The following is a 21,652-nucleotide window of genomic DNA, read 5'->3' on the forward strand; positions in this document are numbered from 1 at the left end:
TCTGTCTGGCCCAGCGTGGGGAAAACGCTACCGACTCCCGGCGAGCGATCGCGTCAATACGACAGCGACCCAGTGTATTGGTCGAGAACGAGCACCGCCCCGGCCCCGACACCCGCCGCAAGCAGCGTCAGAAATGTCGTCGTCGGGCTCCAGGTGGCAGTGTTGTCGAGGACTTCTTCGACTGGCAGCCGTAGCGCCCCGACCATGAGGCTAACGAGGAACGTCAACGTGGCTACCCGGTAGGTGGATAGCGCCCACCGGATCACCCGGGCGAACGAGAGCAAGCCGACGAGCGCGCCGATCCCGACGACGGCTACCGTCGTTGCCAGATCCAGAACGCCACCGAGAGACGCATTCCCAGTTACCAACCCGAGAAGACTGTCGACGAACTGTTTGAGGACACCCGTCAGATAATCGTACTGCCCCAGCAACAACAGCATGAAGGCACCCGACACACCCGGCAGGATCATCGCGGTGATCATGATTGCCCCCGTGACGAAGAGGACCGGCAACGCGTGTGAGTACGTCGCGCCGGCAGTCACGCCCGAGACGACGAACGCCAGCCCAAAGCCGACCACAGCAGCCCCGACTCGGCCGGGCGTCCCGACGGAGACGTTCTCGTAGAGGACGACCGCCGAGGCGGCGATCAACCCGAAGAAGAAGGCAAAGGTGAGTGCCCGGGCCCCGTTCAACGCGGCGTGCATCACACGCGAGACGATCACCAGCGCCGTCAAGACGCCTGACCCGAGAACGACCAGGAATGGCACGTCCATGGCAAGCAGCCGACGAATCAGCGCCTGGCGGCCATTCGTGTGATGGATCCGAAGCAGGTGTCTGGCTGCGCGGGGATCGAGTCCGGCGATCGCACTGATGAGCCGCTCGTAGATCCCGGTGATAAACGCGATCGTCCCCCCCGAGACGCCCGGTACCGAGTCGGCCGCACCCATCGCGACGCCCTTGAGGTAGATCACGATCCAGGCCCGGACATCTGTCGTCGACGTGGTCCGTGGTTGCTCTCGGGAAGACACGATTCAGTATCCAGTGGGAACCGCTCGGGCAATGGCCGCATCACCGGCGACAACGGGTGCGACCGCTTCGGTCGTGTTAGTGCCAGTTTCGTTCGTCGAACCGTCGGCCGGATCACTCGTCTCGGAGCCGTCTGTCGCGTTCCCGTCCGTCTCGTTTGTCGAATCGCCCTCCGACGTGTTGAGATCCTGTTCGAACAGGACTGACTCGGTCAGGTCGACCTCGACGGCCGACTCGTCGGTACCGACGACCTGCTCTTCGGAGACGTCCGCCGTGTCGGTGTAGGCGGTATACCGTATACTCTCGTTCGTCGACTCCTGTGTCGGCGGGGTCTGGAACTCGTAGGAGCTATTCGCACGGACGCTGACGTTCGTATAGCCGTCCTCGGTGCTCACCGCGTCGTAGTCCGTCGTCGAGTACGGCAGCGTCATGGTGAACTCGCCATCCCCGCCGGTCTCGGCGTGCTGGCGGTAGGTGAACGTCTGGTTCGCGTTGGGCATCTCCATCTCGACCGAGGCCGTGACGTTCGTGTTTGCTGGCCCAGTCCCCTCGACGGTCGCACCCGGGACACGCTCGAAGGTCTTTGTCCAGGCACTGTAGGGCTCCGAAAGAGTCCCACTCAACAGGGTTCGAGTGCCGACACCTGTCTGGTACTGTACCTGCTGATTCTGGGCGTTCCGTTGGGCGAGCAAGAGTAACCCTGGCTGGCTCGCCATGATCGGGTTCTGACTCGAATCGCTCACCTGCACCAGCCGGTAGTGCTCCAGGGCGGAGACTGGCTCACTCGGGATCTTCCCGAGGCCGCCGATCTGGGCCGTCCCGTCCTCAGCGACGTAGGCTTCGGCTGCGCTTCGGTTGTTGAACCATCGCAGTGCCTGAGCGGTTCCGTTCTGGTCTGTCGCGGGAACATTCCAGGTTCCCGCCGTGCCGTCCTGGAACTCGACCTGCGTTTGTTCCCAGTCGACGACCGGAATCCGGCCTTGTGTGTTGGCGCCTGGGACATCGGTGGTCGAGGCGGCGCTACCGTGATACCGGTAGAGTCTGACGACCATGGACTCGTAGTAGGCCTGTTTCTGGACCGTATAGTACTGTCGCACATACGAAGACCGGTCACCGGCCTGTATCCCCGCATGCACCGGTCGGAAGTAATCCGACGTCGAGACGTTGTCTAGGAAGGCCGACGGCGCGAAGAACTTCCCCCAGGCATAGTTTGCCCAGGGGGCCCCGTTGGCCGTGGCCATCTTCCAGTCGACCATCGCGTATTGGGGCGCTGCATCCGACTCGTTTTCACTCACGACATCGAGTGCGTCGCCAGCCTGGGATTCGTTCCCTGCAAGGAGGAACGCTGCGGCCTCCTTAGCGTTGCCCTGGAACGGGTTGGCGACCGGGATGCGTTCGCCTTCCTGGGTGATCCAGTGCCCGTAGTCCCACCATGACATCACGCCGTAAGCTCCGTCCGGATACTCGAAGTCGTCAGTTCGCTCGTAGGTACCGTAGAAGTCGAGCTCCTCTGCATTGCCGGCCCCACCGTAGTTGCCCTGGGCGGGCGTGTTCTCGCTCATCCAGTCAAGGCTACTTTGCCAGTTAGCAACGGCACCGGGACCGTTTTGGTCTGAGGTATCCAGCACGGTCGGAGAGGCCACGACCATCGGCAAGACAACGGCGATTACCACGCTCAGTATCGTCAGGACCTGGTACGTTTCGAGATCGCTACTCTCAGCGGCCGAATGAAGTGTCCGGAACAGCCACGAGACCACCAGCGCGGTCAGCGTCGCGGCCGGGACCGTGAGGTAGACGCCAAAGCGTGACTGAGTGAACGCCGCAGCGAGCATGAACAGGAACCACACCGCGACGAACAGCAACTCCGGCTTGAGTTCGTCGCTGAGATACTGATGGACGAGGGCAATCCCGACGCCGACACCGGCGATGATCGGGGCTGCTCCGTACCATCTCCAAAGTGTATCGAGACCCCCACTTATCGGCGCGACCTCAGCGACAGTACCGGCCGATTCCGTGTGTGGGTTGAAGGCGAACCCGACGAACCGGAGCAGCTGATCGAAGAAGTACCAGAACAGATCCGGCAAAACGAGTGCGAACAGTAGAACACTCACACCAAGCCCACCGAAAATCGTCGTCGGGTACAGCCAGGCGTTGAGATCACGACGATCCCACTCCCGCGCTAGCCAGGTCAATCCGATCGACCACGCGACACCCGCAAAGGCGAGCCCTGGCTGGGCGAGAGAGAGTTGAACCATATTGAGATCGAACGAATGAATCGAGAGCAGCGAGAGTACACCAGCTACCAAAAAGATGGTCGCAGTGGATATCCCGACGTGTTCGGGACTTTCGCCCCGGAGATAGACGATCGGGAGCTGAATCGTAACGTAGACGCCCAGGATTCCGAGAAGAAGGATCGCCGGCGGCCAGGTCCAGAGATATAACGCCAGCCCGACGCCACCCACCGCGGCCCAGCCCAGTGGCCGGCGAAGCGTTTCCCAGTCCCGCTCGACGAACAGTTCGTACACCGGCTTTTCTTCCTGTGCAACACGAACGGCAATCACAATGCCGAGCACGGCAATCGCCTGGAAAAAGGCTTCAGCGACCTGGTGGTCAGCAGCCCCCACGAGGCTCCGCTGAAGGAGGACGCCCGATGACAGCGCAAGCACGATTGCGGCGATGATACCGGCCATCCGGCCGCCCATCCGCTTGCCAAGATAGTACGTCGGCACGATAATCGCCGTGCCGAAGACGACCGGTGAGAACAGCGTGACGAGCCGAACCAGCTCGTCGCTTGGATTCCCGAGGCCGATGACGAGTGCTGCCGTTGCAATCAGTTGATCGAAGATCGTCCCGTACTGGCCGACAAACGTCCCGGAAGGGAACTCCGTCCAGGGATCGAACGGCATCGTCGAGGGCCAATTCGAGACGGTATAGGAGATCTGGCGCAGATGATACCAGGGGTCGTTTCCGCTAAAGAGAATCTTGCCGTCGGAGACGAATCGACCCCACGTTCTGCCCCGCACCCAGAACATGAAGCCGAACAGGCCGGCGATGACCAGCCAATGACCCCACCGAAAGAGCCATTCGACGGCACGACCGGCTGGCGAATCCTCCGTGACATAGTCGTCTAATCCACTCATGGGACAGGAACCCTCCGAGCGCTCATTAGGCAAGGAAACTGCCAACGCGCGCATAAGCCTTATGAAGTTACTAACGGACTACCGTAAGAAGCCAACCAAGCGATAGCGGGCAATCCAGGCCGTGGATCGCTCAAGTTCGGCGTTTTTGAGTTACGGGGCGGCGTCGACGGGCGATTCGGAAAGTCGGACACCACAGGCGTCACACGAGACTGTCTCGACCTCGTACTCCCGACAACAGGAGGTGGCTGTCTGCGTATCGAGCGATGTCTCGCCGCCACACGCGGGACAGATATCGAGATGCCGTCGCAGCTCGGAGACGACCTGACCACGTTCAGCCGTCGAGAGCGCCGTCCAGCCGCCATACTGGTTTGCGAGCACCTGGCCGGCCCCGAGATCCGCGAGGAGTGCGGCCCGTGACACCCATCGACCGAAGGGACGACCATCCAGGGTAAGCGTCACGGACCGGTCAGTCTCCGCTATTCGGATCTCGCCGTCGAGATCGAAAACCGTCCCCGCAGTCGTCTCGCTGTCCGAAAGCTCGTCGATCGCACTTCGCCAGGCCGTTGTGAAACCGTCCGTGAGATAGCGGTCCTCGCTGTCTGCTGATGCAACCGCGTCGGCCTCGCGAAGATGCGAGTCGACGTCGAGCGTGCTAAGTGTGCCCACGCCATCGATAACGAACGGTTCCTTCCCGAAGGCCCGGAGCAACCGCGGTGGGAAGTATCGCTTCGTGAGCGTTGGCGTCCCTGGAATCAAGTAGCCACGGAGCCAGATCTGGACGGCCGACCCCGCGATCACGGCGATGAAAGCACCGACGGCGACGGTCGGCGGGTATTCCAGTCCCATCAGAAGGACGAACGCCGCATTGCCGATCAGGAGGCCGAAAACGCCATTGGTTATCGTACACGGAATACAGCGGTTCCTGCCGGTGTACTCGGGCCGTCGGAAGCGATCGATGACTGACCAGTTCATCGCGTTGTTGACTCCCTGAAACGCCACGTGAACCGCATCGTTGCCTGGTTGGGGCCGCCGCACTGTCCTGAATTCAGCGGGTTTTGATGTCGTCTTCGTCTTTGATGATCCGCGTCTCGGCCTCGCCGCTGGAAACCTCGTTGGCGAGTCCATAGAAGTCATTCTGGAGGCCAGCGGGGAAGGTGAGCACGCCGACCCACGACCCGTCGCTTTGCCACTCTTCGCTCTCTAAGTCACCGAACTCCCTGATTTGTGCCTGGCCGCTGCCGGCGTGTTCGGGTGGCAGCTGCACGGCGACGGTTACCTCGTCGAATCGGATCGGGATCACCGGCCTGAGCGCGTCGAGCGCGTCGTCGACCTGATTTTCGACTGGTTCCATCGGATCGACCTGGAAGCCCGCCTCCTCAAGGGCCGACTCGATCCGGTCGGGCGGGTGGGGGGCGTCGTCCATCTGGGGATTGACGGCGTTGCGGGTGATCCGCTGGACGAGTTCACGGTGCTTGCGCTCCTGCATCTCGCGGCGTTGCTCGGCCGTGATCTGGATCTCCCCCTGCTCGATGACCTCGGGGATGATCTCCAGGGGCTCGGTCGTCCCGAAGACCTCTTCGAGGGCGTTCTCCGGCGGTCGATCACCCCGGGAGGCGTTCTCGAAGACGTCCTCGGCGGCGATGACGTCCTCGAGGTCGCCCTCGAAGTCGTCGCGCTTGATGGATAAGGCCGCGTCGGGATCGACCAGTACCTCGAAGCGCTCGCCGTGGGTTTCCAGACGGGCCGTGACAGCCTCGTCAAGGGATATCATATCTTACTCCTATTCGGGCCGAGTAAAAGGTGTTTCCGAACTCGCTGCCGAGGAGACGCCGGCCACGCCGACTCACTGCCAGGTGATATACAACAGCGTCGCGATGGCGAACGCTTCCAGCACCTGGAGGACCATCATGATCTCGACGGCGAACGGCGGTAACCCGGGCGTCGGATTGAAGTAATACCACAGCGCCAGAAGGTTTTCGGCGAGCAGGAACCCGGCGAAGACGATCGACCCGAGGGTGAACGTGGATCTGATCTTGCGGTACAGCTGGCCCCACACGGCGATCAACGCGCTCAACAGGATGATGTTTGTCACCGCTGCCAGCCGTGCGATGTCGAGTACGAGCGTCATCTGTCACCCTCGGCCGGTCGCCGTGCCATGCTTCCGTGTCTCTGTCGTTGACTCATTGTTCCACCTGGGAAATAATATCCTCGATCGTCCCCCAGTGTTGTCGCGCCCGCTCGCTGGGCAGATAGACCGTCCCGTAGCTCTCGTCGGCGCTCGTGACGATGTCGTTGTCCTCCAAGACGTCGAGGTGATGGCGAATCGTGTTGTACGCCAGATCGAGATCCTCGGCGAGGCGGTTGGCGTTTCGCGGCCGGTCGTCCAGCGCACTGAGGATACGGACCCTGTTGGGACCGCCGCGCGTCCCCGCGAGCGTCTGCCAGAGGACCGCCTCCATACGCTCGTTCGTTTGATGCCACGATAGAATAATCCACCGGTCGCAAACCCACAGATCGCCCGACATTGCGGCAACCATTGCGGTAACTCCGAACGGCTCCGCCCGATGGGTCGGTGGTTGCCAGACGCCGCGCTAGCCTCATTACTCGACGTACCCGAACCAGCGAAATAGGGATTTTGGTAACTTAGACTCAAATCTCTCGAAAGTAATTCGGAAGCGAGACCACTCCTCGAACGGAATTTCGGGAGATTCTCGACGAAATTGAGTCTAAATCACGAAAATTGTTAATATACTGTCAGTCTCAGGCAGAGACGCACATGACAGATGAAACGCCGACACGGCGACGGCTGCTGTTGAGTATGGGTGCGGCGACGACTATCGGCCTCGCAGGCTGTAGCGACGGGAACGAGGAGACGACGACGGATGACGAGACGACGATGGACGACCCCGAACCGACCGAGACGGATTCGGAGATGACCGAATCCGATCCGGGGGAGGGACGACTCCGTGTCGCCCACATGTCGCCGAACGCACCGAACGTCGACGTCTATCTCAACGGCGAGGTAGCACTCGAAGACGTGCCCTTCGGTGCAGTGAGTCAATACCTCTCTGTGCCTGCTACAGAGCATACGGTGACGATCACGCCCGCTGGCTCGCCGGACACCGAAGTCTTCAACGGGTCCGTAACCGTCGCGGCCGACACCGCCTACACCGTCGCCGCGACCGGAGAAATCGGCGACGACGCCGACGAGCCGTTCGCACCCCTCGTACTGGAAGACGATACGTCCGACGTTGCCGACGATCAGGCTCGTCTCACGGTCGTTCACGCGTCCCCGGACGCACCCGCCGTCGACGTGACTGCTGGCGGCGGTGACGTCGTGCTGTTCGACGGTGTCCCGTTCGGCGCAGCCGGAACCACGACCGTGGATGCCGGCGATTACACCGTCGAGGTCCGCGGCGATACGGACGGAAACGACGGCGACGTCGCAGCGGAATTTGATGTCACACTCGAAGGCGGACAGAGCTACACGGCCTTCGCGGGGGGCTATCTCACCCCCGACGACGAGCCAGCCGCGACGCCTTTCAACCTTCTCGTCACCACGCCCAGTGGCCGCGGTGCTGCCCCGGAACCCGAGCCAGCCGAGGGTCGGCTTCGCGTCGCACACATGTCCCCGAACGCGCCAAACGTCGACGTCTACCTCAACGGCGACGTCGCACTTGGGGACGTGCCCTTCGGGGCAGTCAGCACGTACCTGTCGGTCCCCGCCCAGGAACACGACGTGACGATCACGCCCGCTGGCTCCCCCGATACCGAAGTCTTCTCGGGGGCGGTCACCGTTGCCGAGGACACTGACTACACCGTCGCTGCGACAGGGGAGATCGGCGAGGATGCGGACGAACCGTTCGCGCCCCTCGTCCTCGAGGACGACAACTCCGACGTTGCTGACGACGAGGCGCGCCTCAGGGTCGTTCATGCCTCCCCGGATGCGCCCGCTGTCGACGTGACAGCCGCTGGCGGCGATGTCGTACTCTTCGACGGCGTGCCGTTCGGGGGTTCTGGCTACACGACTGTCGGAGCCGGTGACTACACGGTCGAGATCCGTGGCGATACCGATACGAACGACGGCGACGTCGCCGCCGACTTCGACGTCAGTCTCGACGGTGGCACGGTGTATACGGCCTTCGCGGCTGGCTACCTCACGCCGGATGACGAGCCAGCCGACACGCCGTTCGACCTGCTCGTCGCCCAAGACAACAGCATGTAAGTCCCGCGGGAACCGTCGCTTCGGCCCACCGCTTCGTGAGTCCGTCGTGATCGCGTGAATTCAACACTCCCCTCGGTCGATTACTCGTCGACTGAATCGTCGTCAGTGTCTCCCTCGTCTGCCGTCGTGTCCGGATCGTCGTCCGCGGTTGCGTCATCCTCGTCTGTAGCGAGCAAGTCCAGATCGGTGAGGTACGCCTCCGTCTCGGCGTCGGTGAGTTCGTGGAACTGTGCGTCCTCGACGGGGATCGTCGCGATGCCGACACCCTCCGGGGTCAGGCCGCCGTCGGCGACCGACGCAAGCGCTTCGAGTGCCAGCCCGACGCCGGCCTCCAGGGTCATGTCCTCGTCGTAGCTGGCTTCGAGGTGCTCTCGGATCGCCCCACGGTCGGCACCGATCGCGAGTGCCTTCCACTCGTAAGGCGTGCCCGATGGGTCGGTCTCGTATAGATACGGCTCGCCGTTGCTGACGCCGGCGATCATCAGCGCGACGCCGAACGGGCGCGCGCCGCCGATCTGGGTGTACTGCTGGACGTGATCGGTGACCTGCTTCGTGAGCGTCTCGACGCCGATCGCCTCGCCGTATCGGAGCCGGTTGAGCTGTGCCTGTCGGCGGGCGAAGTCGATGAGCTGGCGGGCGTCGGCGACGTGGCCCGCGCTGGCGATGCCGATGTGGTCGTCGGCCTTGTGGATCTTCTCGACGGAATCGCGCTCCATCAGCGGTGAGCGGATGCGCTTGTCCACCACGAGGACGACGCCGTCGGCGGTCCGAACGCCGATGCTCGCCGTTCCGCGCTTGACGGCTTCCCGGGCGTACTCGACCTGGTAGAGTCTGCCGTCGGGTGAGAAGATGGTGATACCGCGGTCGTAGGCCTGCTGTTGATTTTGTCCCTGCATCGTTATGAGAGATCGCGTTGCGTCGCCCCGACGAACCCGTCGTCGACGTGTACATCCACCCGGCCAGCCCGGATCACTGCAGGTCGATCGGTTCCCGCAAAGGCGACGTCGTCGTGCTCGGTGGGTTCCGGTCGCCCTCTTAAATACTTTTCCTCACACGCACGCACGGTGCCGCTGACGCCCCGGACGCGGAGTCCCACTGGGTCCTCATCGACGGATTCGAGCGTGGCGAGGACTGCCCGCGCTTGGGAGACCTCCCCCCGGCGTGTTCGGATGATCGCTGTGCCGGTTGGCCCCACTCGCTCGAACCGAACGACGGAAAGATCGACCGCCGCAGAGCCGACATCTCCGAGCAGGTTCTGGGCCGCAAACCAGAGGTGTCGCTGGAACGCGCCGCGATCGAAGTCGGCGTCCGACCAGGTTTCGAGTTCGACTGCGAGATATCGCCAGCGCTGCCTGAAGTGCTTCGGGAGGTGCTTCATTGGCCACCCTCGCCAGTTGTCCCCGTTGGTACTCGTTCGGCGACCAGCACGCCGACCTGGTCGTGGACGCGCTCGACAGCCGTGAGGGCGAACCCGACATCAGTGAACGCGTCGACCAGCGTCCCGACGGTCGCCGGATCGTCGACTTCCGGCGAGTAAAACGGCTCGTCGGGGTCCGGCGCCCCGAAGAACATCACGTCGCCAAGAACGAACCGCGCCGGGTCCAGACCGGCGATGGTCTCGATCGCCTCGCGTTTCTCGGCGTCGCTGAGGTGGTGCAGGGCGAAGTTCGAGACGACGACATCCACGTCGGCGTCGTCGGGCAGGTTGGGCTCGCGAAAGCGACCCTCACCGAACTCGGTGTTTTCCAAACCGCGATCGGCGGCCTTCTGTCGGGCCCGCTCGCGCATCCCCTCGCTGATGTCGCGGCCGATAACGCGGCCGGCCGCTGGAGCCAGTGCGAGGGCAATCGCGCCGGTGCCCGTCCCCAAGTCGAGCACGGTATCGCCATCGTCGGGATCGGCGTGTTCGATCACCAGATTAGCACACGCCCGGTACTCGGGGGAGTTGCCGTCGTCGTAGGAGTCGGCCTGCTCGTCGAACCGGGCGGCGTGTTCTTCGAGCGTTCGTTTCATGGGCCTCGTTCGGGCGGGCCCGTGAAGTACTCCACGACGTGTCTCCGGTCACGCAGAGAAGCGGACTGCAGCGTCTCGCCGACCGGCTCACCAGGTGCCGTGGAACGTGTCGAAGCTGAGCGAGTCCATCGGTTTCTCGCCCATCGCGATCTCGTACTCGCCGGGTGTGAGCATCGGCTGTTTGAACTGCGGGCCGTCGTCGGTCGTGATCCGCGGGCAAGCGGTGTTGACGTAGGCGTCCAGCCCGAAGTTAGTGAGCTTCTGGGGCGTGACGTTGTTCATCGTCAACAGGTAGGCGTCGTCGTTGTCCTCGACAATCTGGCGGGCGCGTTCGAGGCGACCCTGGCCGATCTTCGTCGAGTAGATGATGCCCCACGTCTCGGCGTCCATCGCGCGGTGGATCGCCCCGTAGCGCTGTTTGATCAGCGCGTCGGCGTCCGCGATGTCGACCACGTTGTTGACGGGGTCGGCGATGACGATGTGTTTCTCCGGTTTGTCCATCGCGAGACCCAGCGGGTGGAACTTCCCGCCGCCGACGTAGAGGATCTGGTCGGCCTCGACGTCCGCGGAGGCGTAGTTACAGCCAAGCACCTGGCCCTCGTGGGTCAGTCGCTCGTCGCCGCGTCGGGTGTGGACCGTATAGCCCCGTTCTTCGAGGAATTCCCGCATCTCCTCGAACTTGTTCATGTGCTGGGCCGTCGTGACCAGCCCGATGTCCTCGTCTTCCTCGGGGTCCTCGAACTCCGCGAGGGACTCCTCCATGATCGGGAAGACGTCGACGTTCGAGAACAGGGGTACGTAGATGATCTGTTCGGATTCGTTCATCGGGCTGTGCCCGAAGTGGACGAACACCTCACTGTGGCGCATCAGTTCAGTGTCCAGATCACAGGCCCCATAGCAGGGTTCGCCCGAGAGCATGACCGTCACGTCGTCGGGCAGCGTCCGCCGGAGATCGTCGGCCACGGCGGGGCCGCGGCGCTTGAGTCCCTCGGGGAACTGCAAGCCGACGCTGTTGGCGTTTCGCTCCTCGACAGCCTCGCTGATCCGGTCGAGTTCGTAGTCCCACTCGCGGTCGTGTCTGAGCGCCATCCCCGTCGCAGTCAGATCGCCGGGGGAACGCTCGCTCTCCTGACTCATTGAAAGCCGATAGCGGATCAGTCCGTAAAACGACGGCGTTTCCGGCACTCACGCTGGTTTCCGTGGTATCACGCGCCACATTCCGACTGGTTCGCACCGCGAGTATCTCGGGCGTCATTCGACAGTGTCGCGCGATGTCTCGGGCGTCACTCGACAGTGTCGCGTAACTCCTCGACGTGCGATTCGATCAGCCGCAAGGTCGCGTCGGCATCAGTGTACCCACGGTCGTAGTCCTCGCGGGCCGCGTCGTACTCGTCGAGGAATTCGTCGACAGCAGCTTCGATATCACTCATACCTGACGGTTCGGCTCGACGCCTCTCAAGGCTTTGGAACCAGCTATGTGACTGCGTAGGACACGTCGCTGTCACGGAGGGCATCGGTTACCCGCCCGACCGCGTCAGTCGTGGCGACGACGACGACGTCGAGGCCGCGACTCGCTGCGTCGGCGGCGACCTCCCCGGCCCCGAAGTGTGTCGCCGGTTCGTGGTCGATCCGACGGAGCGCGCCGACGGCCTCGACACCCGCCGCGGCGACGAGGTCAGCAGTCTCGACCGCGTCCGTGAGCCGATCGAGCGGCGGGTCCTCGTCCGAACGGATCGGCGGCACCTGAAGGATAGTAACCTCCCCCGGTTCGAGATCGATGACGCCCTCGAACCCAGTGACGCCCACGACCTCGCCCGCCTCGGCGTCCGTCGTTGCCACACCAGTCGCCTCGCCGTCGCCCGGCCGCGCCTGGAGGAGGCCATCGGCGATCGAGAGCGTAACGGTCTGGCCTTCGTTGACGGGCTTGAGGGCGATCGCGGCGTCCTCCTGAACGCTCCCGAGGACGTCTTCGGTTACATGATCCGCGAACCGTCGGACGTCCGTCGCCGCGCCGAACAGCCAGTCGACGCCCTCGTTGGTGACCCGATAGCGCGAGCGCCCCTCTTTCTCGACGAAGCCGTCCTCGACGAGTTCGCGAATGTACTCGCTGACCGCCTGGCTCGTCACGCCGACGGCGTCGGCGATCTCGCCCTGGCTTACCGCCGGCTGGCGTTCGGCAATCTCGACGAGGATCCGAAAGCGGGTCGCCGTCCGCTTGTTGTCGAGGACGTCGATCATGTCCGAACCCTGGGAGCGCTGGGTAAAAAACCCCGGAGTTGCGTCCCCGAGCGATTCCCGTTTCGTCTCGGTCGAATCCCGACGACACCCTTACGCCCGTGGGTCGCCGATGGCGTAGTGATGGAACCGACGTTTCGGGACCGGGCCGTGATCGTCGGCGAGACGCTCGTCGTCGCGGATCTGCATTTCGGCCGGGAACGATCCTCGAACGTCGAGCTGTCGCTCGGTTCGGACGCGTCCATGTGTGATCGAATCGGGACCCTGCTGGAGGCACACGACCCCGCGGAAGTCGTGATCGCCGGCGACGCGTTGCACTCGTTCGATTCGCTTCCACCCGGCGTCGCACGGGCGTTCGACGACCTCCGGGAATCCGTCGCCGACCACGGCGCAGACCTGATCATTACGCCCGGGAACCACGACGTGCTGCTCGATGCTGTCTGGGACGGGCCGACACCCGACAGCTACGCCCTCGCCGACGGCGAGACCGTCGTCCTCCACGGTGACGACCCGCCCGAACGATCGGCTGACCGGTACCTGATCGGCCACGATCACCCGGCCATCGAGATCGAGGGCCAAAGGCGGCCGTGTTACCTCCATGGCGTCGACGCCTACCGGGGGAGTGACGTCGTCGTCCTGCCATCGTTCAACGAACTGGTCGCTGGCGTCCGGATCAACGAGATGCGCGCCGCAGATTTTCACTCGCCGTTCATCCGGAACGCGGGCGCGTTCCGGCCGATCATCCGTGACGAGGCGGCCGCCGAAACCCTGGAGTTCCCGCCGCTTGGCTCGCTTCGGGAGATGCTGTGAAGACCTCGCCATCCAGTACCGACTGCCCCCAGTACCCACCAGTGTTTTGTTCAGGGGCGTCGAACCCGTTACTATGGAAGCTGCCGTCATCCTACTGCTGGTGAGCCTGCTTGCCCTCGGTGTGTTGCTCGTGTTGACCCGGTGGCTCGTCCCGAAAGCGCTCGCCGAAGAGCCGACTGATCACGCCGGCGGTCACTGAGTCGGCCGGGCAGTCAGGGGAGTCCCGGCCCGTCTAGGAGTGTCTCAGCGGCGATTCGACCGCTCTGGAGAGCACTCTGTATCGAACTCCAGCGAGTGTAATCGCCGGCCAGGACAACGGGGCCGTCCGGGTCGTCCGGATCGGGCAGCCCCGACTGGAACCCTGGCGGCTGGTCGATCTGGGCGAAGGGGACCCGTTCCGTCCGGCGGTGTTCGAGGGTGGCGAACGAGCGTTCGGGATACCACTCCGAGAGGGTATCTCTCGTCTCTTCAAACAGCGTTTCGTCGTCAGCAGCCGGCACACCGAGGAACGTCGCGGCGAGTAACTGCTGGCCGTCCGGTGCGAACTCGGGAGCCACTGCCGACATGGGCGCAACCTGATTTGGCCGGTCGTCCGCGACGTTCAACAGGAGGCGTTTGCCCGTATCGAGTTGCGTTTCGGAGGGCAACGACGCGTAGACAGTGGCACACCCCCGATAGTCGGTCGGCGTCTCGACGCCCGTGAGCTCGCCGGCCGTCTTCGGGTCGGTCGCCACGACCGCGCCGGCCGCCGTGATGGTCTCGCCGTCGACGGTCACCCTCACGCTGTCTCCCGTTTCGCCGGTCTCACCAGCATCCGCGCCGATCGACTCGACCGTCACCCCCGTTTCGATCCGCACACCGGCCTCGCGGGCACGACGGGCCAGTTGCTTCGGAATCGCCGCCATCCCGTCAGCCGGGACCGCCGCCGACCCCTCGATCAGTCTGGCAAACGTGTACTCGAAGATCCGGGCGTCCGTCGACAGCGTGCGATCCAGCGTGATCCCGCCGTAGAACGGCGCGACGAACCGCTCGCCGAAAGCTTGGGAGAAGCCACGGTCGGCCAGCGCCGCCTCGATAGTCCGATCCGGCCGCGTCGGGTCGAAGATATCGCCTTCATCACGCCCAGCGAGTTCCTGACGGAGTTTGAGGACGCGAAGCTTGTCGCCGAAGGGAATCTCGCGGTTGAACAGCGTTTGGGTCACGGTCCGTGGGTCCCGAAGCGGGTCAGCGATGACGCTCCGTTCGCCCGGCCGTGCGAGCGTCGCGCCCGGTGCGAATCGCCGCAGGTCGAGCGCGTCCACGTCGAGTTCGCGCTTGACTGCCGGATAGCTGTCGAAGACGACCTGGAACCCCCGATCGTAGGTAAATCCGTCGTCTTTGTGGGTGTGGACTCGACCGCCAACGCTCGAATCTGCCTCGAAGGCGGTCACGTCCAGTCCGTCTTCGGCGAGGTGGCGTGCGGCGACCAGTCCGGCGAGCCCGCCGCCAGCCACGATCACGTCAGTCATGTCGTCGCCTACGGGGGCGACGATCAAAAACCCCGGTCGACCGTGGGCGATGGGCCAGTCGGGAGCGGACGTTCTCCGTGACCGGACCACACTTTAGCGGGGCGGACTGACGGCGTGGTATGCACACCGACGGCGGACTCGACGGCTTCGATTGCCAGACGTGCGAGACGACCCTCGCCCCGGAGGACGTCGAGACGACTTGCCCCGAGTGTGGCGACCCTGTCACACCGGTGTTCGACGCCGATGCACTCACAGACGTGGTTGCGGCTGAAACGGACAACGCAACCGGAATCGACCGTTTCGCCCCGGCGCTGGGATTCGACTCGGATGCGGGGCTCGTCTCGCTCGGTGCGGGCGGAAAGACTGTCATCGACGCCCCCTCACTGGCTGCCGAACTCGGCGTCGACCGCGTCCGGATCGCCGACGAAGGACGCAATCCCACCGGCAGTGCCGTGGATCGAGAGTTGGCCGTGGCCGTCTCGGTCGCCGCTGAACGTGACGCCGAGCGCGTCGTCCTGCCATCGACGGGCAACGCCGCACGGTCGGCAGCCGCCTACGCCGGCCGCGCCGGCCTCGAATCGCTGTCCTACGTCCCCTCCCGGACACCCTTCGTCGAGAAGGCGATGACAAACGTCCACGGCGGCGAGCTCTCGGTCGTCGAGGGCCGATATGTCGACGCGGCAGCCGCCTACGACGATGCCGACACCGACGCCTTCCCGGTCGGGCCGGCCTCGCCGTTCCGGCAACTCGGTGCGGCGACGCTCGCGTGGGATCTCTTTGGACAGGACGGATCGTCGCCGGACGCCGTCGTCCTGCCGGTCGGCCACGGGACTCGCCTCGCCGGGTTCTTCGCCGGGCTGCAAGCGCTCGAGGCGGCCGGTCGAATCGACGCAGTTCCACGGCTGTACGCCGCACAGCCGGCGGGATGTGCACCGATCGTCACCGCTCACGAGAACGGCGTGGAGATCGAGGCCTGGGAGACACCGGACAGCGTGATCGGTCCCCTAGAAATCCCAGAGCCGGCCGTCGGATCGCTCGCCCTCGACGCACTCACAGCCAGCGACGGCGGTGCAGTGGCCGTGACGGACGACGATGCTCTCGCCGCCGCCGTCGACGCCAACGCGGCGACCGGCGTCGAGGTCAGTGCGACCGGCGGTGTCGCGCTGGCTGGCGCTCACGAACTTGCCGAGCGCGGAACGATCGAAACGGGTGCGTCCGTACTCGTCGTCGATCCGCTCGCCGTCGCTGCCGAGAGCGACATCCTCCGCAGTCAGTTGATGAGCCGCGGGATCTGAAGGGCGAAAAAGCCGTTCGTTCAGCCGATATATCGGAGATCCTCGTCGGGACTGCTGGGTGCACCTTGCTCCATCTCCTGGATCTTCCGGACGACTTCCTCCATGTCGTCGGCACGCTCTTCGAGCGAGGCATAGTCGACATCGAAGCCGAGGATGTCCTGTAGAATTTCGAGGACCGCCTGGGCGCTCTTGGGATCGACGAGGTAGCCCGAGGTCTCGCCCATCAGACAGGCTGCCGGCCACTCCCGACGCTGGCCCATCCCGAGCAGCAGCCCCGAAACCCCGACGATGCCCCCGGCTGGCTCGTTCTCGCGGAAGTCGACGCCGGCGTCCTCGAGTTCCGTCTCCAGGTCCTCGGTCGTGACCGCACCGATGACGTCGTACTCCTCGATGAGTTCGCCCGTCGGGACCCCGCCCAGCGCGACGATGCGTTCGACGTCGAATTCCGCAGCGACGTCGAGGAAGGTCTCGACGAGGCCGTAGTGACCGACGTTGTCCTGGGCCTGGTGGTCGCCCGAGAGAACGAGCATATCCTGGCCGTCCTCGGGGGTGACTGCGTGGAAGGTTGCACTGGCGAGTTCGATGCCATCCTCGACGCTGACCTGCGGCGGAAAGTGCTGGGAGTAGACACGCCGGACCGGCGTGCTGTCGAGTTCTTCGAGTAAATGTTCGGCGGCCAGTTTCCCGACGTGGCCAACCCCCGGCAATCCCTCAACCAGAACCGGCTCGTCGAGGTCGACGTCGCCAAGAACTTCGATCTCGTATTCGTCCATACCGCCTACTGCCGGTGTCGTCGTTTAAGAGCGCGTCGATACTCCCCGTTCGGGTCTTCTGGAGAAAACGGGGCTGGAACGGCGTTTTTGGCCGACGCGCCACAATCAGGACAGGCGTCACCGAGCGTGTACACCGGGCGGTCGTGTGCTTCGCGCCACGCCGAACACACCCGGATGTCGGACTTCATTCCTCTTCGGTGGTCCGCTCACGGTGGTACTCGGCGGAGCCACCGCGTTCTTCGATGGCCGCCGCGGCGCGGTCTGCGCTCGCTTCAAGTTGGGACTCGGCCGTCTTGTAATCCGGAGCCTGCACCTCGATCCGGTATTCGGGGGCCCCGACGTAGGTGACGTCGAGTTCGATCTCCTCTGGCACGCTGCCGTTGCCCTCGGCGGCCTGCATCGCTTCCTTGATTGCATCAACGCCGTCACTCTCGGGGCACGTCAGATCGACGTAGCCCGTGACGTTGACGTACGGGACCGAGACGTTCTCGCGTGCCGCCTCGACGATCGCGTCGATCTCCTCGTCGTCGAGGTCGGTCTCTTCGAGCGGCTCCGTGCCGTGGATGGCCGCCTGCTCGAAGCCGTCGTACATCGAGCCGAACGCGGCGATGAGTTCCTCGGCGATGGCAGCGTAGTGGTCGTCGTCGAGATCCTCGCCGAAGGCGATGGACATCCAGTTGTCGGCCTTCTGCTCGTTTTTCCACTCCTGGATGGTGTCCTTGCGCTGGTGATCGTTGACGTCCTTGATCGAGAGGTCGATCTGCTGGGCGTCCTCGTCGACGTCTAAGACCTTCGCGACGACAGTCTGGCCCTCGTTGACGTGGTCGCGGACGTTCTTGATCCACCCGGAGGCGACCTCGCTGATGTGGGCCAGCCCGCGCTTGTCCTCGTACTCTAAGAGGTCGACGAACACACCGAAGTCCTCGATCTCGTCGACGCGCCCGACGACCAGTTCGCCGGGTTCGGGCCAGCCGCTGAACTTCATCGTTGTTCGACCGTCTCGAGTACGTCGCCCTCAATGGTGGCCTTGCCACCGGTCGGGCGGACGAGCGTGTTCCCACAGACGGCACAGACGACTTCACTCGCCGCCTTGCCGAAGACGACCTGTTCGTTCTCACAGTCCGGACATCGGACGCTGTAGAAGTTTCCTGTCATCGTTATTCCTGGAACTCGATCCGGCCGGCGCGCCATCCCTCGCGGAGGTGGGCGTTGCCACACTCCGAACAGCGGTACGTGAGGTTGGTCTTCTTCGTCGGCTTGTCGCCACCGGGGACCTTCGAGAACTTGCCGTCGTTCCCGATCCCGGACTGGCGCTCGCGCTGGCGGCCGTTGACTTTCGTCATGCCGGTAGAGCGTCCCTGTCGGACGCGCTCGACTTCGTGTTCGTGGTGCTCGTTGCAGTTCGGACAGTAGGTGTTAAACCGGCGTGGCATCTGCATGGATATCTACCTTGCCGGAGGGTTAGACAGCCCGGCTTAAAACCCGTTTGGTTCCACGCGAGCGCCGTCTGTGGAACGTGAATCATCCGCACGCCATACGGCCATCAGTCCGTACACAGACTGCATGCTCCGAAGCGTTTAATGCCATCTCAGGCGAATCCCCGGTAGTTCATGAAGCGGCTCATCATCCACGGCGACCCCGGCATCCGCAAAGACGCCGTGATCGAGCACGACGGCGAAGAGTACATCTGCTTCGGGATCAATAAACAGGGCGACTGGCATGGCCCGGCCGAACCCCAGCTGTGGTGTACGGTCGGCAGCGAGGACGAACGCGAGACCTTCGAGCTCCGGAACTACATCCCGATGCACATGGAGACACTCTCTGCGGACGCCGACGCGATTACTGTCGTCGAGTCGGCCTGAGATAGTTCGAGCCAAGCATCGACTGGTTGACGCGGTAGATTGTCACCGAGTCCCAGTGTTTTTCGATCGTCACGGCGTCGAGTTTCTGGACCGTGATCTCCGGGAAGGCCGCCCGTTCGAGCGGGCCGACGTAGACATATGCGATATCATACTGGGCGAGCAATCGACGCTGGTTTGTGGGGGCACCAGTGAACAGCTGGATGGTATCGTGGACGCGTTCACAGTACGTCGATGCCCCGCGATAGCCGATTTCGCGGTTCCATCCGGCGACCGTTGGGACGCCAGTCATGGTTGCAGGAGCATTGCCCCAGTTGTAGATGTCCCAGCGCCATGGCGTGACGCCCGTTGAGAGTTCGCTGTCAGCAGCACAGTATCGACTCAGCGAGCCCGAAGTCGGTCGGGACAACAGGTTCGGTTGCCCGGTGACGTTGTCATTGAGCCAGTGGATCGCCGGCGCTTCCTCCGGATGGTACCTGTCGACGAACGCGAGCGCATCGAGGGTCGGTTCCTCCGGTGGCGCTGTCACGGAAGACCCGGAGAAATGCTGTGAGAGGGCCAACACACCGTATATCGAGGTCGAAACAACCAGTACGGCAACGAGGACTCGGAAGCCACGTCGCCACCCGTCACTGGACAGGCCAAGCGAAGGCCGTCGGTCGGCAAGCAACCCCACGAGTACGACCCCCATCGCCGAGGCCCAGAGCGCCCACGTCTGGGCGTAGAACTTGAAGACGGTGTTCATGCGCCCCGGCCCGGCCTGCTCTTGGACGTAGACGAATTCGACGAGTACCACGAGCCCCGCTCCGGCCACGATCAGGATCGTCTCGTAGCCGGGTGTCGGCACATCCTTATAATCCCCAACACGGCGAAGGAACCAGCCGACGGCGATCAGCGGCCCGAACAGCCCGAGCGCGGGCACGTCGAGCAAAACGGAGACGAGAACCAGGCCGAACGCACCACCCAGTAGTGTTCTCCTGACCACCCGGGTGGTGTGTGAATGCAAGTACCGAACATAGTAGCACGCGAATGCGATCAGGAACGCCCCGTGAACCAGCAGGAGTGGGCCGAGTCCACTTCGGTCCGGCCACAGGGCAAGTTGCTGCTGGCCACTCACGGACTGTAACCAGAACGGCAACGACAGCGCACCCCCGATCACGAGCACCGCGACCCCCGCGACGCCGGCGAGAACGTGACGCCGAATTTCCTCCCAACGCCAATCACGTGCGTCGAGCCGGTTCCGGATCGACGGCGGCAGTAGCGTTACCGGACTCGCCGGTGCGAGTGAAACTGTCAGAACGGTGAGCCCGCCGATCGAGGGGAACGACCAGGTGTTGCTGACGGCGAGTTGGGCCGCGATCGGGCCGAGGGCGGCAAGTAACGCGATCCGTCGGGTTCGGTCACCCGCTGGCGTCCGGTAATAGCCATAGAGAAGCGTCGCCGCGAGCAGCAACAGGGGTGGGCTCATCATGTGTGGGTGGAGATCACCGTTGAGCCAGGCAAACAGCGGGAACTCGTTGATCGTCCCCGGGATGACCCGGCTGGCCGTCCAGTAACTGAAATTCGCGAACCCGGTCCCCAGCCCGTCGAGTTCGTGGCCGAAAGCCACTGAGAATCGCGTTGCGATATCGGTCGGGAGCGTCAGAAGGACCAACTGGACCGCCGGAACGAGATTGCTCGCTAATCCGACGAAGAAGGCGGCGATGACACCCGCGGGGCGGGCCGGAAGATCACGACCGGCGGCGACGTCTTTCGCGAGCCCGTACGCGGCCGTGACGACCATCGCATAAAACCCCGCAACGGAGAGATTGTAGGCGAACCGGGCAGCAGTGTCCGTCATGCGGGCGAGCAGCGACGCGAGGAGATGACCGCCGTAGTAGTACTGGACGGGTTCGCCGGCGAACCACATGTCCTCGGGTGGCAGGGCCTCGGCGCGGAGGAGGGTCTGGAGCAGGCCGAAGTCGAGGAACTTCTCACCACCGCTGGCGTGGACGGCCGGATCGACCGCTCGGATCGCCACAACGAACAGGAACGCGATCGAAAACACCGCCGCCGTTTCCATATACACCGTTCTGTTCACGCTGTCGCTTCGATGCCGAGCGATCACAGCGACGAGACCGAGGACGAAGAGTCCGCCCCAGAGCCCGAGCGTGAGCGAGACGTGGCCGACGAAGAAGGTGACGAGCCAGATGATCGTCAATGTGAGCGGAATCGCAACCCCGGCACCACTATCGGCCAGGTCCGGCAGCACCGTGTGAGTGATCGGGAGACCGACGAATAACAGCAGGAGATAGGTCCCTAGCCACAGCGCGAGGAGTCCAAACTCCATCACCCGGGCCAACGGACAACCGCACTAAATGGCTTGTGTAATTGAAAGAGACGGTCATGCAACGTCACCTTGGCAGGGAGAATACGTCTCGACGGCCCAACCAGGGGCCAGTCTACCAGAATATCCGGTGTAAGTATTTGCTGGAATTGTTCCGTCAAGTCACAGGGAATGCACGGTAAGAACTAACGGACGGCATCCGAATCACAACCCTTAATTGACGACCGAGGGTACAGTAGGGTAGCGGGATGGGATAGCTAGGAGATTCCGGCGGGCTCATAACCCGCAGATCGGTGGTTCAAATCCACCTCCCGCTACTTCTCAGCGAATTTACGGCGCAGAGGCGTATCTCTGCGCCATCCTCGCTGTGCTGTCGCCGTAGTGGATTTGAAGCAGGGAGTGGAGCGGAGCGGAACGACCGTGGTTCAAATCCACCTCCCGC

The 21,652-nt window shown here is 63.7% G+C and carries 24 protein-coding genes and 1 tRNA gene; 6 read left to right on the forward strand and 19 right to left on the reverse strand.

Translation table 11 applies throughout. The features are described 5' to 3' along the window. Positions 1-53: 53 nt before the first annotated feature. From SVXhr_RS08880 to SVXhr_RS08905, 6 genes are all read right to left on the reverse strand, one after another. The gene (locus SVXhr_RS08880; protein WP_275740912.1) at positions 54-947 is read right to left on the reverse strand and encodes a DUF368 domain-containing protein; all 894 of its coding nucleotides are present in this window, start codon (positions 945-947) and stop codon (positions 54-56) included. A gap of 84 nt (positions 948-1,031) precedes the next feature. Further along, a complete protein-coding gene (locus tag SVXhr_RS08885; protein WP_275736856.1) occupies positions 1,032-4,166 on the reverse strand; it encodes an oligosaccharyl transferase, archaeosortase A system-associated in 3,135 nt (1,044 codons plus the stop codon). 150 nt (positions 4,167-4,316) lie between these two features. Then, positions 4,317-5,138, reverse strand: a complete 822-nt coding sequence (locus SVXhr_RS08890; RefSeq protein WP_275736857.1) for a hypothetical protein — start codon at positions 5,136-5,138, stop codon at positions 4,317-4,319. 73 nt (positions 5,139-5,211) lie between these two features. Beyond that, positions 5,212-5,937, reverse strand: a complete 726-nt coding sequence (locus SVXhr_RS08895) for a ribosome assembly factor SBDS (RefSeq protein WP_275736858.1) — start codon at positions 5,935-5,937, stop codon at positions 5,212-5,214. Between the two features lie 72 nt (positions 5,938-6,009). Continuing rightward, a complete protein-coding gene (locus SVXhr_RS08900) occupies positions 6,010-6,294 on the reverse strand; it encodes a hypothetical protein (protein ID WP_275736859.1) in 285 nt (94 codons plus the stop codon). A 52-nt stretch (positions 6,295-6,346) separates the two neighbouring features. After that, positions 6,347-6,625, reverse strand: a complete 279-nt coding sequence (locus SVXhr_RS08905) for a winged helix-turn-helix domain-containing protein (protein WP_275736860.1) — start codon at positions 6,623-6,625, stop codon at positions 6,347-6,349. 317 nt (positions 6,626-6,942) lie between these two features. On the opposite strand from SVXhr_RS08905, the gene SVXhr_RS08910 reads away from it, so the two are divergent. Beyond that, positions 6,943-8,391 carry a DUF4397 domain-containing protein gene (locus SVXhr_RS08910; RefSeq protein ID WP_275736861.1) on the forward strand — a complete coding sequence of 483 codons (1,449 nt, stop codon included), beginning with the start codon at positions 6,943-6,945 and terminating at the stop codon, positions 8,389-8,391. A gap of 80 nt (positions 8,392-8,471) precedes the next feature. Here the strand turns inward: SVXhr_RS08910 and psmA are convergent, their stop codons facing one another. The 6 genes from psmA to SVXhr_RS08940 all read right to left on the reverse strand — a co-directional run bounded on the left by psmA (position 8,472) and on the right by SVXhr_RS08940 (position 12,642). Further along, positions 8,472-9,287 carry an archaeal proteasome endopeptidase complex subunit alpha gene (gene psmA, locus SVXhr_RS08915; RefSeq protein ID WP_275736862.1) on the reverse strand — a complete coding sequence of 272 codons (816 nt, stop codon included), beginning with the start codon at positions 9,285-9,287 and terminating at the stop codon, positions 8,472-8,474. Positions 9,288-9,289: 2 nt separating this feature from the next. Then, positions 9,290-9,769, reverse strand: a complete 480-nt coding sequence (locus SVXhr_RS08920; RefSeq protein WP_275736863.1) for an Rpp14/Pop5 family protein — start codon at positions 9,767-9,769, stop codon at positions 9,290-9,292. Continuing rightward, on the reverse strand, positions 9,766-10,404 hold the full coding sequence (locus tag SVXhr_RS08925) for a class I SAM-dependent methyltransferase (protein ID WP_275736864.1): 639 nt from the start codon (positions 10,402-10,404) through the stop codon (positions 9,766-9,768). The genes SVXhr_RS08920 and SVXhr_RS08925 overlap by 4 nt, the downstream gene beginning before the upstream one ends. 87 nt (positions 10,405-10,491) lie before the next feature. Then, positions 10,492-11,541 carry a diphthamide biosynthesis enzyme Dph2 gene (gene dph2, locus SVXhr_RS08930; RefSeq protein ID WP_275736865.1) on the reverse strand — a complete coding sequence of 350 codons (1,050 nt, stop codon included), beginning with the start codon at positions 11,539-11,541 and terminating at the stop codon, positions 10,492-10,494. A 146-nt stretch (positions 11,542-11,687) separates the two neighbouring features. Beyond that, positions 11,688-11,834, reverse strand: a complete 147-nt coding sequence (locus tag SVXhr_RS08935) for a hypothetical protein (RefSeq protein WP_275736866.1) — start codon at positions 11,832-11,834, stop codon at positions 11,688-11,690. A gap of 43 nt (positions 11,835-11,877) precedes the next feature. After that, positions 11,878-12,642, reverse strand: coding sequence for a MarR family transcriptional regulator (locus SVXhr_RS08940; RefSeq protein WP_275736867.1), 765 nt, complete (start codon positions 12,640-12,642; stop codon positions 11,878-11,880). Between the two features lie 120 nt (positions 12,643-12,762). Here SVXhr_RS08940 and SVXhr_RS08945 point away from each other — a divergent pair, with 120 nt between their 5' ends. Next, positions 12,763-13,449: a metallophosphoesterase gene (locus tag SVXhr_RS08945; protein WP_275736868.1), complete on the forward strand. Its 687-nt coding sequence runs from the start codon at positions 12,763-12,765 to the stop codon at positions 13,447-13,449. A 73-nt stretch (positions 13,450-13,522) separates the two neighbouring features. Next, a complete protein-coding gene (locus tag SVXhr_RS08950) occupies positions 13,523-13,648 on the forward strand; it encodes a hypothetical protein (protein WP_275736869.1) in 126 nt (41 codons plus the stop codon). A gap of 13 nt (positions 13,649-13,661) precedes the next feature. On the opposite strand, the gene SVXhr_RS08955 is transcribed toward SVXhr_RS08950, so the two are convergent. Next, entirely contained in the window at positions 13,662-14,957 is a 1,296-nt protein-coding gene (locus SVXhr_RS08955) for an NAD(P)/FAD-dependent oxidoreductase (protein WP_275736870.1), read from the reverse strand. A 119-nt stretch (positions 14,958-15,076) separates the two neighbouring features. On the opposite strand from SVXhr_RS08955, the gene SVXhr_RS08960 reads away from it, so the two are divergent. Continuing rightward, positions 15,077-16,252 carry a pyridoxal-phosphate dependent enzyme gene (locus SVXhr_RS08960; RefSeq protein ID WP_275736871.1) on the forward strand — a complete coding sequence of 392 codons (1,176 nt, stop codon included), beginning with the start codon at positions 15,077-15,079 and terminating at the stop codon, positions 16,250-16,252. Between the two features lie 20 nt (positions 16,253-16,272). On the opposite strand, the gene SVXhr_RS08965 is transcribed toward SVXhr_RS08960, so the two are convergent. The 5 genes from SVXhr_RS08965 to SVXhr_RS08985 are packed head-to-tail and all read right to left on the reverse strand — an operon-like array spanning position 16,273 to position 18,464. Next, the gene (locus SVXhr_RS08965) at positions 16,273-17,025 is read right to left on the reverse strand and encodes a proteasome assembly chaperone family protein (RefSeq protein WP_275736872.1); all 753 of its coding nucleotides are present in this window, start codon (positions 17,023-17,025) and stop codon (positions 16,273-16,275) included. 5 nt (positions 17,026-17,030) lie between these two features. Beyond that, on the reverse strand, positions 17,031-17,213 hold the full coding sequence (locus SVXhr_RS08970; RefSeq protein ID WP_275736873.1) for an RNA-protein complex protein Nop10: 183 nt from the start codon (positions 17,211-17,213) through the stop codon (positions 17,031-17,033). Next, positions 17,210-18,010 carry a translation initiation factor IF-2 subunit alpha gene (locus tag SVXhr_RS08975; protein WP_275736874.1) on the reverse strand — a complete coding sequence of 267 codons (801 nt, stop codon included), beginning with the start codon at positions 18,008-18,010 and terminating at the stop codon, positions 17,210-17,212. Before SVXhr_RS08975 ends, SVXhr_RS08970 begins: the two co-directional genes overlap by 4 nt. Then, complete coding sequence (locus SVXhr_RS08980) at positions 18,007-18,180, reverse strand: 30S ribosomal protein S27e (protein WP_275736875.1); 174 nt, start codon at positions 18,178-18,180, stop codon at positions 18,007-18,009. Before SVXhr_RS08980 ends, SVXhr_RS08975 begins: the two co-directional genes overlap by 4 nt. Before the next feature lie 2 nt (positions 18,181-18,182). Continuing rightward, complete coding sequence (locus SVXhr_RS08985) at positions 18,183-18,464, reverse strand: 50S ribosomal protein L44e (protein WP_015790511.1); 282 nt, start codon at positions 18,462-18,464, stop codon at positions 18,183-18,185. A gap of 171 nt (positions 18,465-18,635) precedes the next feature. Here SVXhr_RS08985 and SVXhr_RS08990 point away from each other — a divergent pair, with 171 nt between their 5' ends. Beyond that, positions 18,636-18,887 (forward strand): HAH_0734 family protein, encoded by a 252-nt coding sequence (locus SVXhr_RS08990; RefSeq protein WP_275736876.1) that lies wholly within the window; start codon positions 18,636-18,638, stop codon positions 18,885-18,887. Here the strand turns inward: SVXhr_RS08990 and SVXhr_RS08995 are convergent. After that, a complete protein-coding gene (locus SVXhr_RS08995; protein ID WP_275736877.1) occupies positions 18,865-21,213 on the reverse strand; it encodes a DUF2298 domain-containing protein in 2,349 nt (782 codons plus the stop codon). The two genes, SVXhr_RS08990 and SVXhr_RS08995, sit on opposite strands and share 23 nt — an antisense overlap. A 239-nt stretch (positions 21,214-21,452) precedes the next feature. Between SVXhr_RS08995 and SVXhr_RS09000 the strand changes: the two genes are divergently transcribed. After that, positions 21,453-21,527: transfer RNA gene (locus tag SVXhr_RS09000), tRNA-Met, on the forward strand. The last annotated feature ends 125 nt before the right edge of the window (positions 21,528-21,652 follow it).

The organism is Halorhabdus sp. SVX81 (genome assembly GCF_029207715.1).
Lineage (GTDB): Archaea > Halobacteriota > Halobacteria > Halobacteriales > Haloarculaceae > Halorhabdus.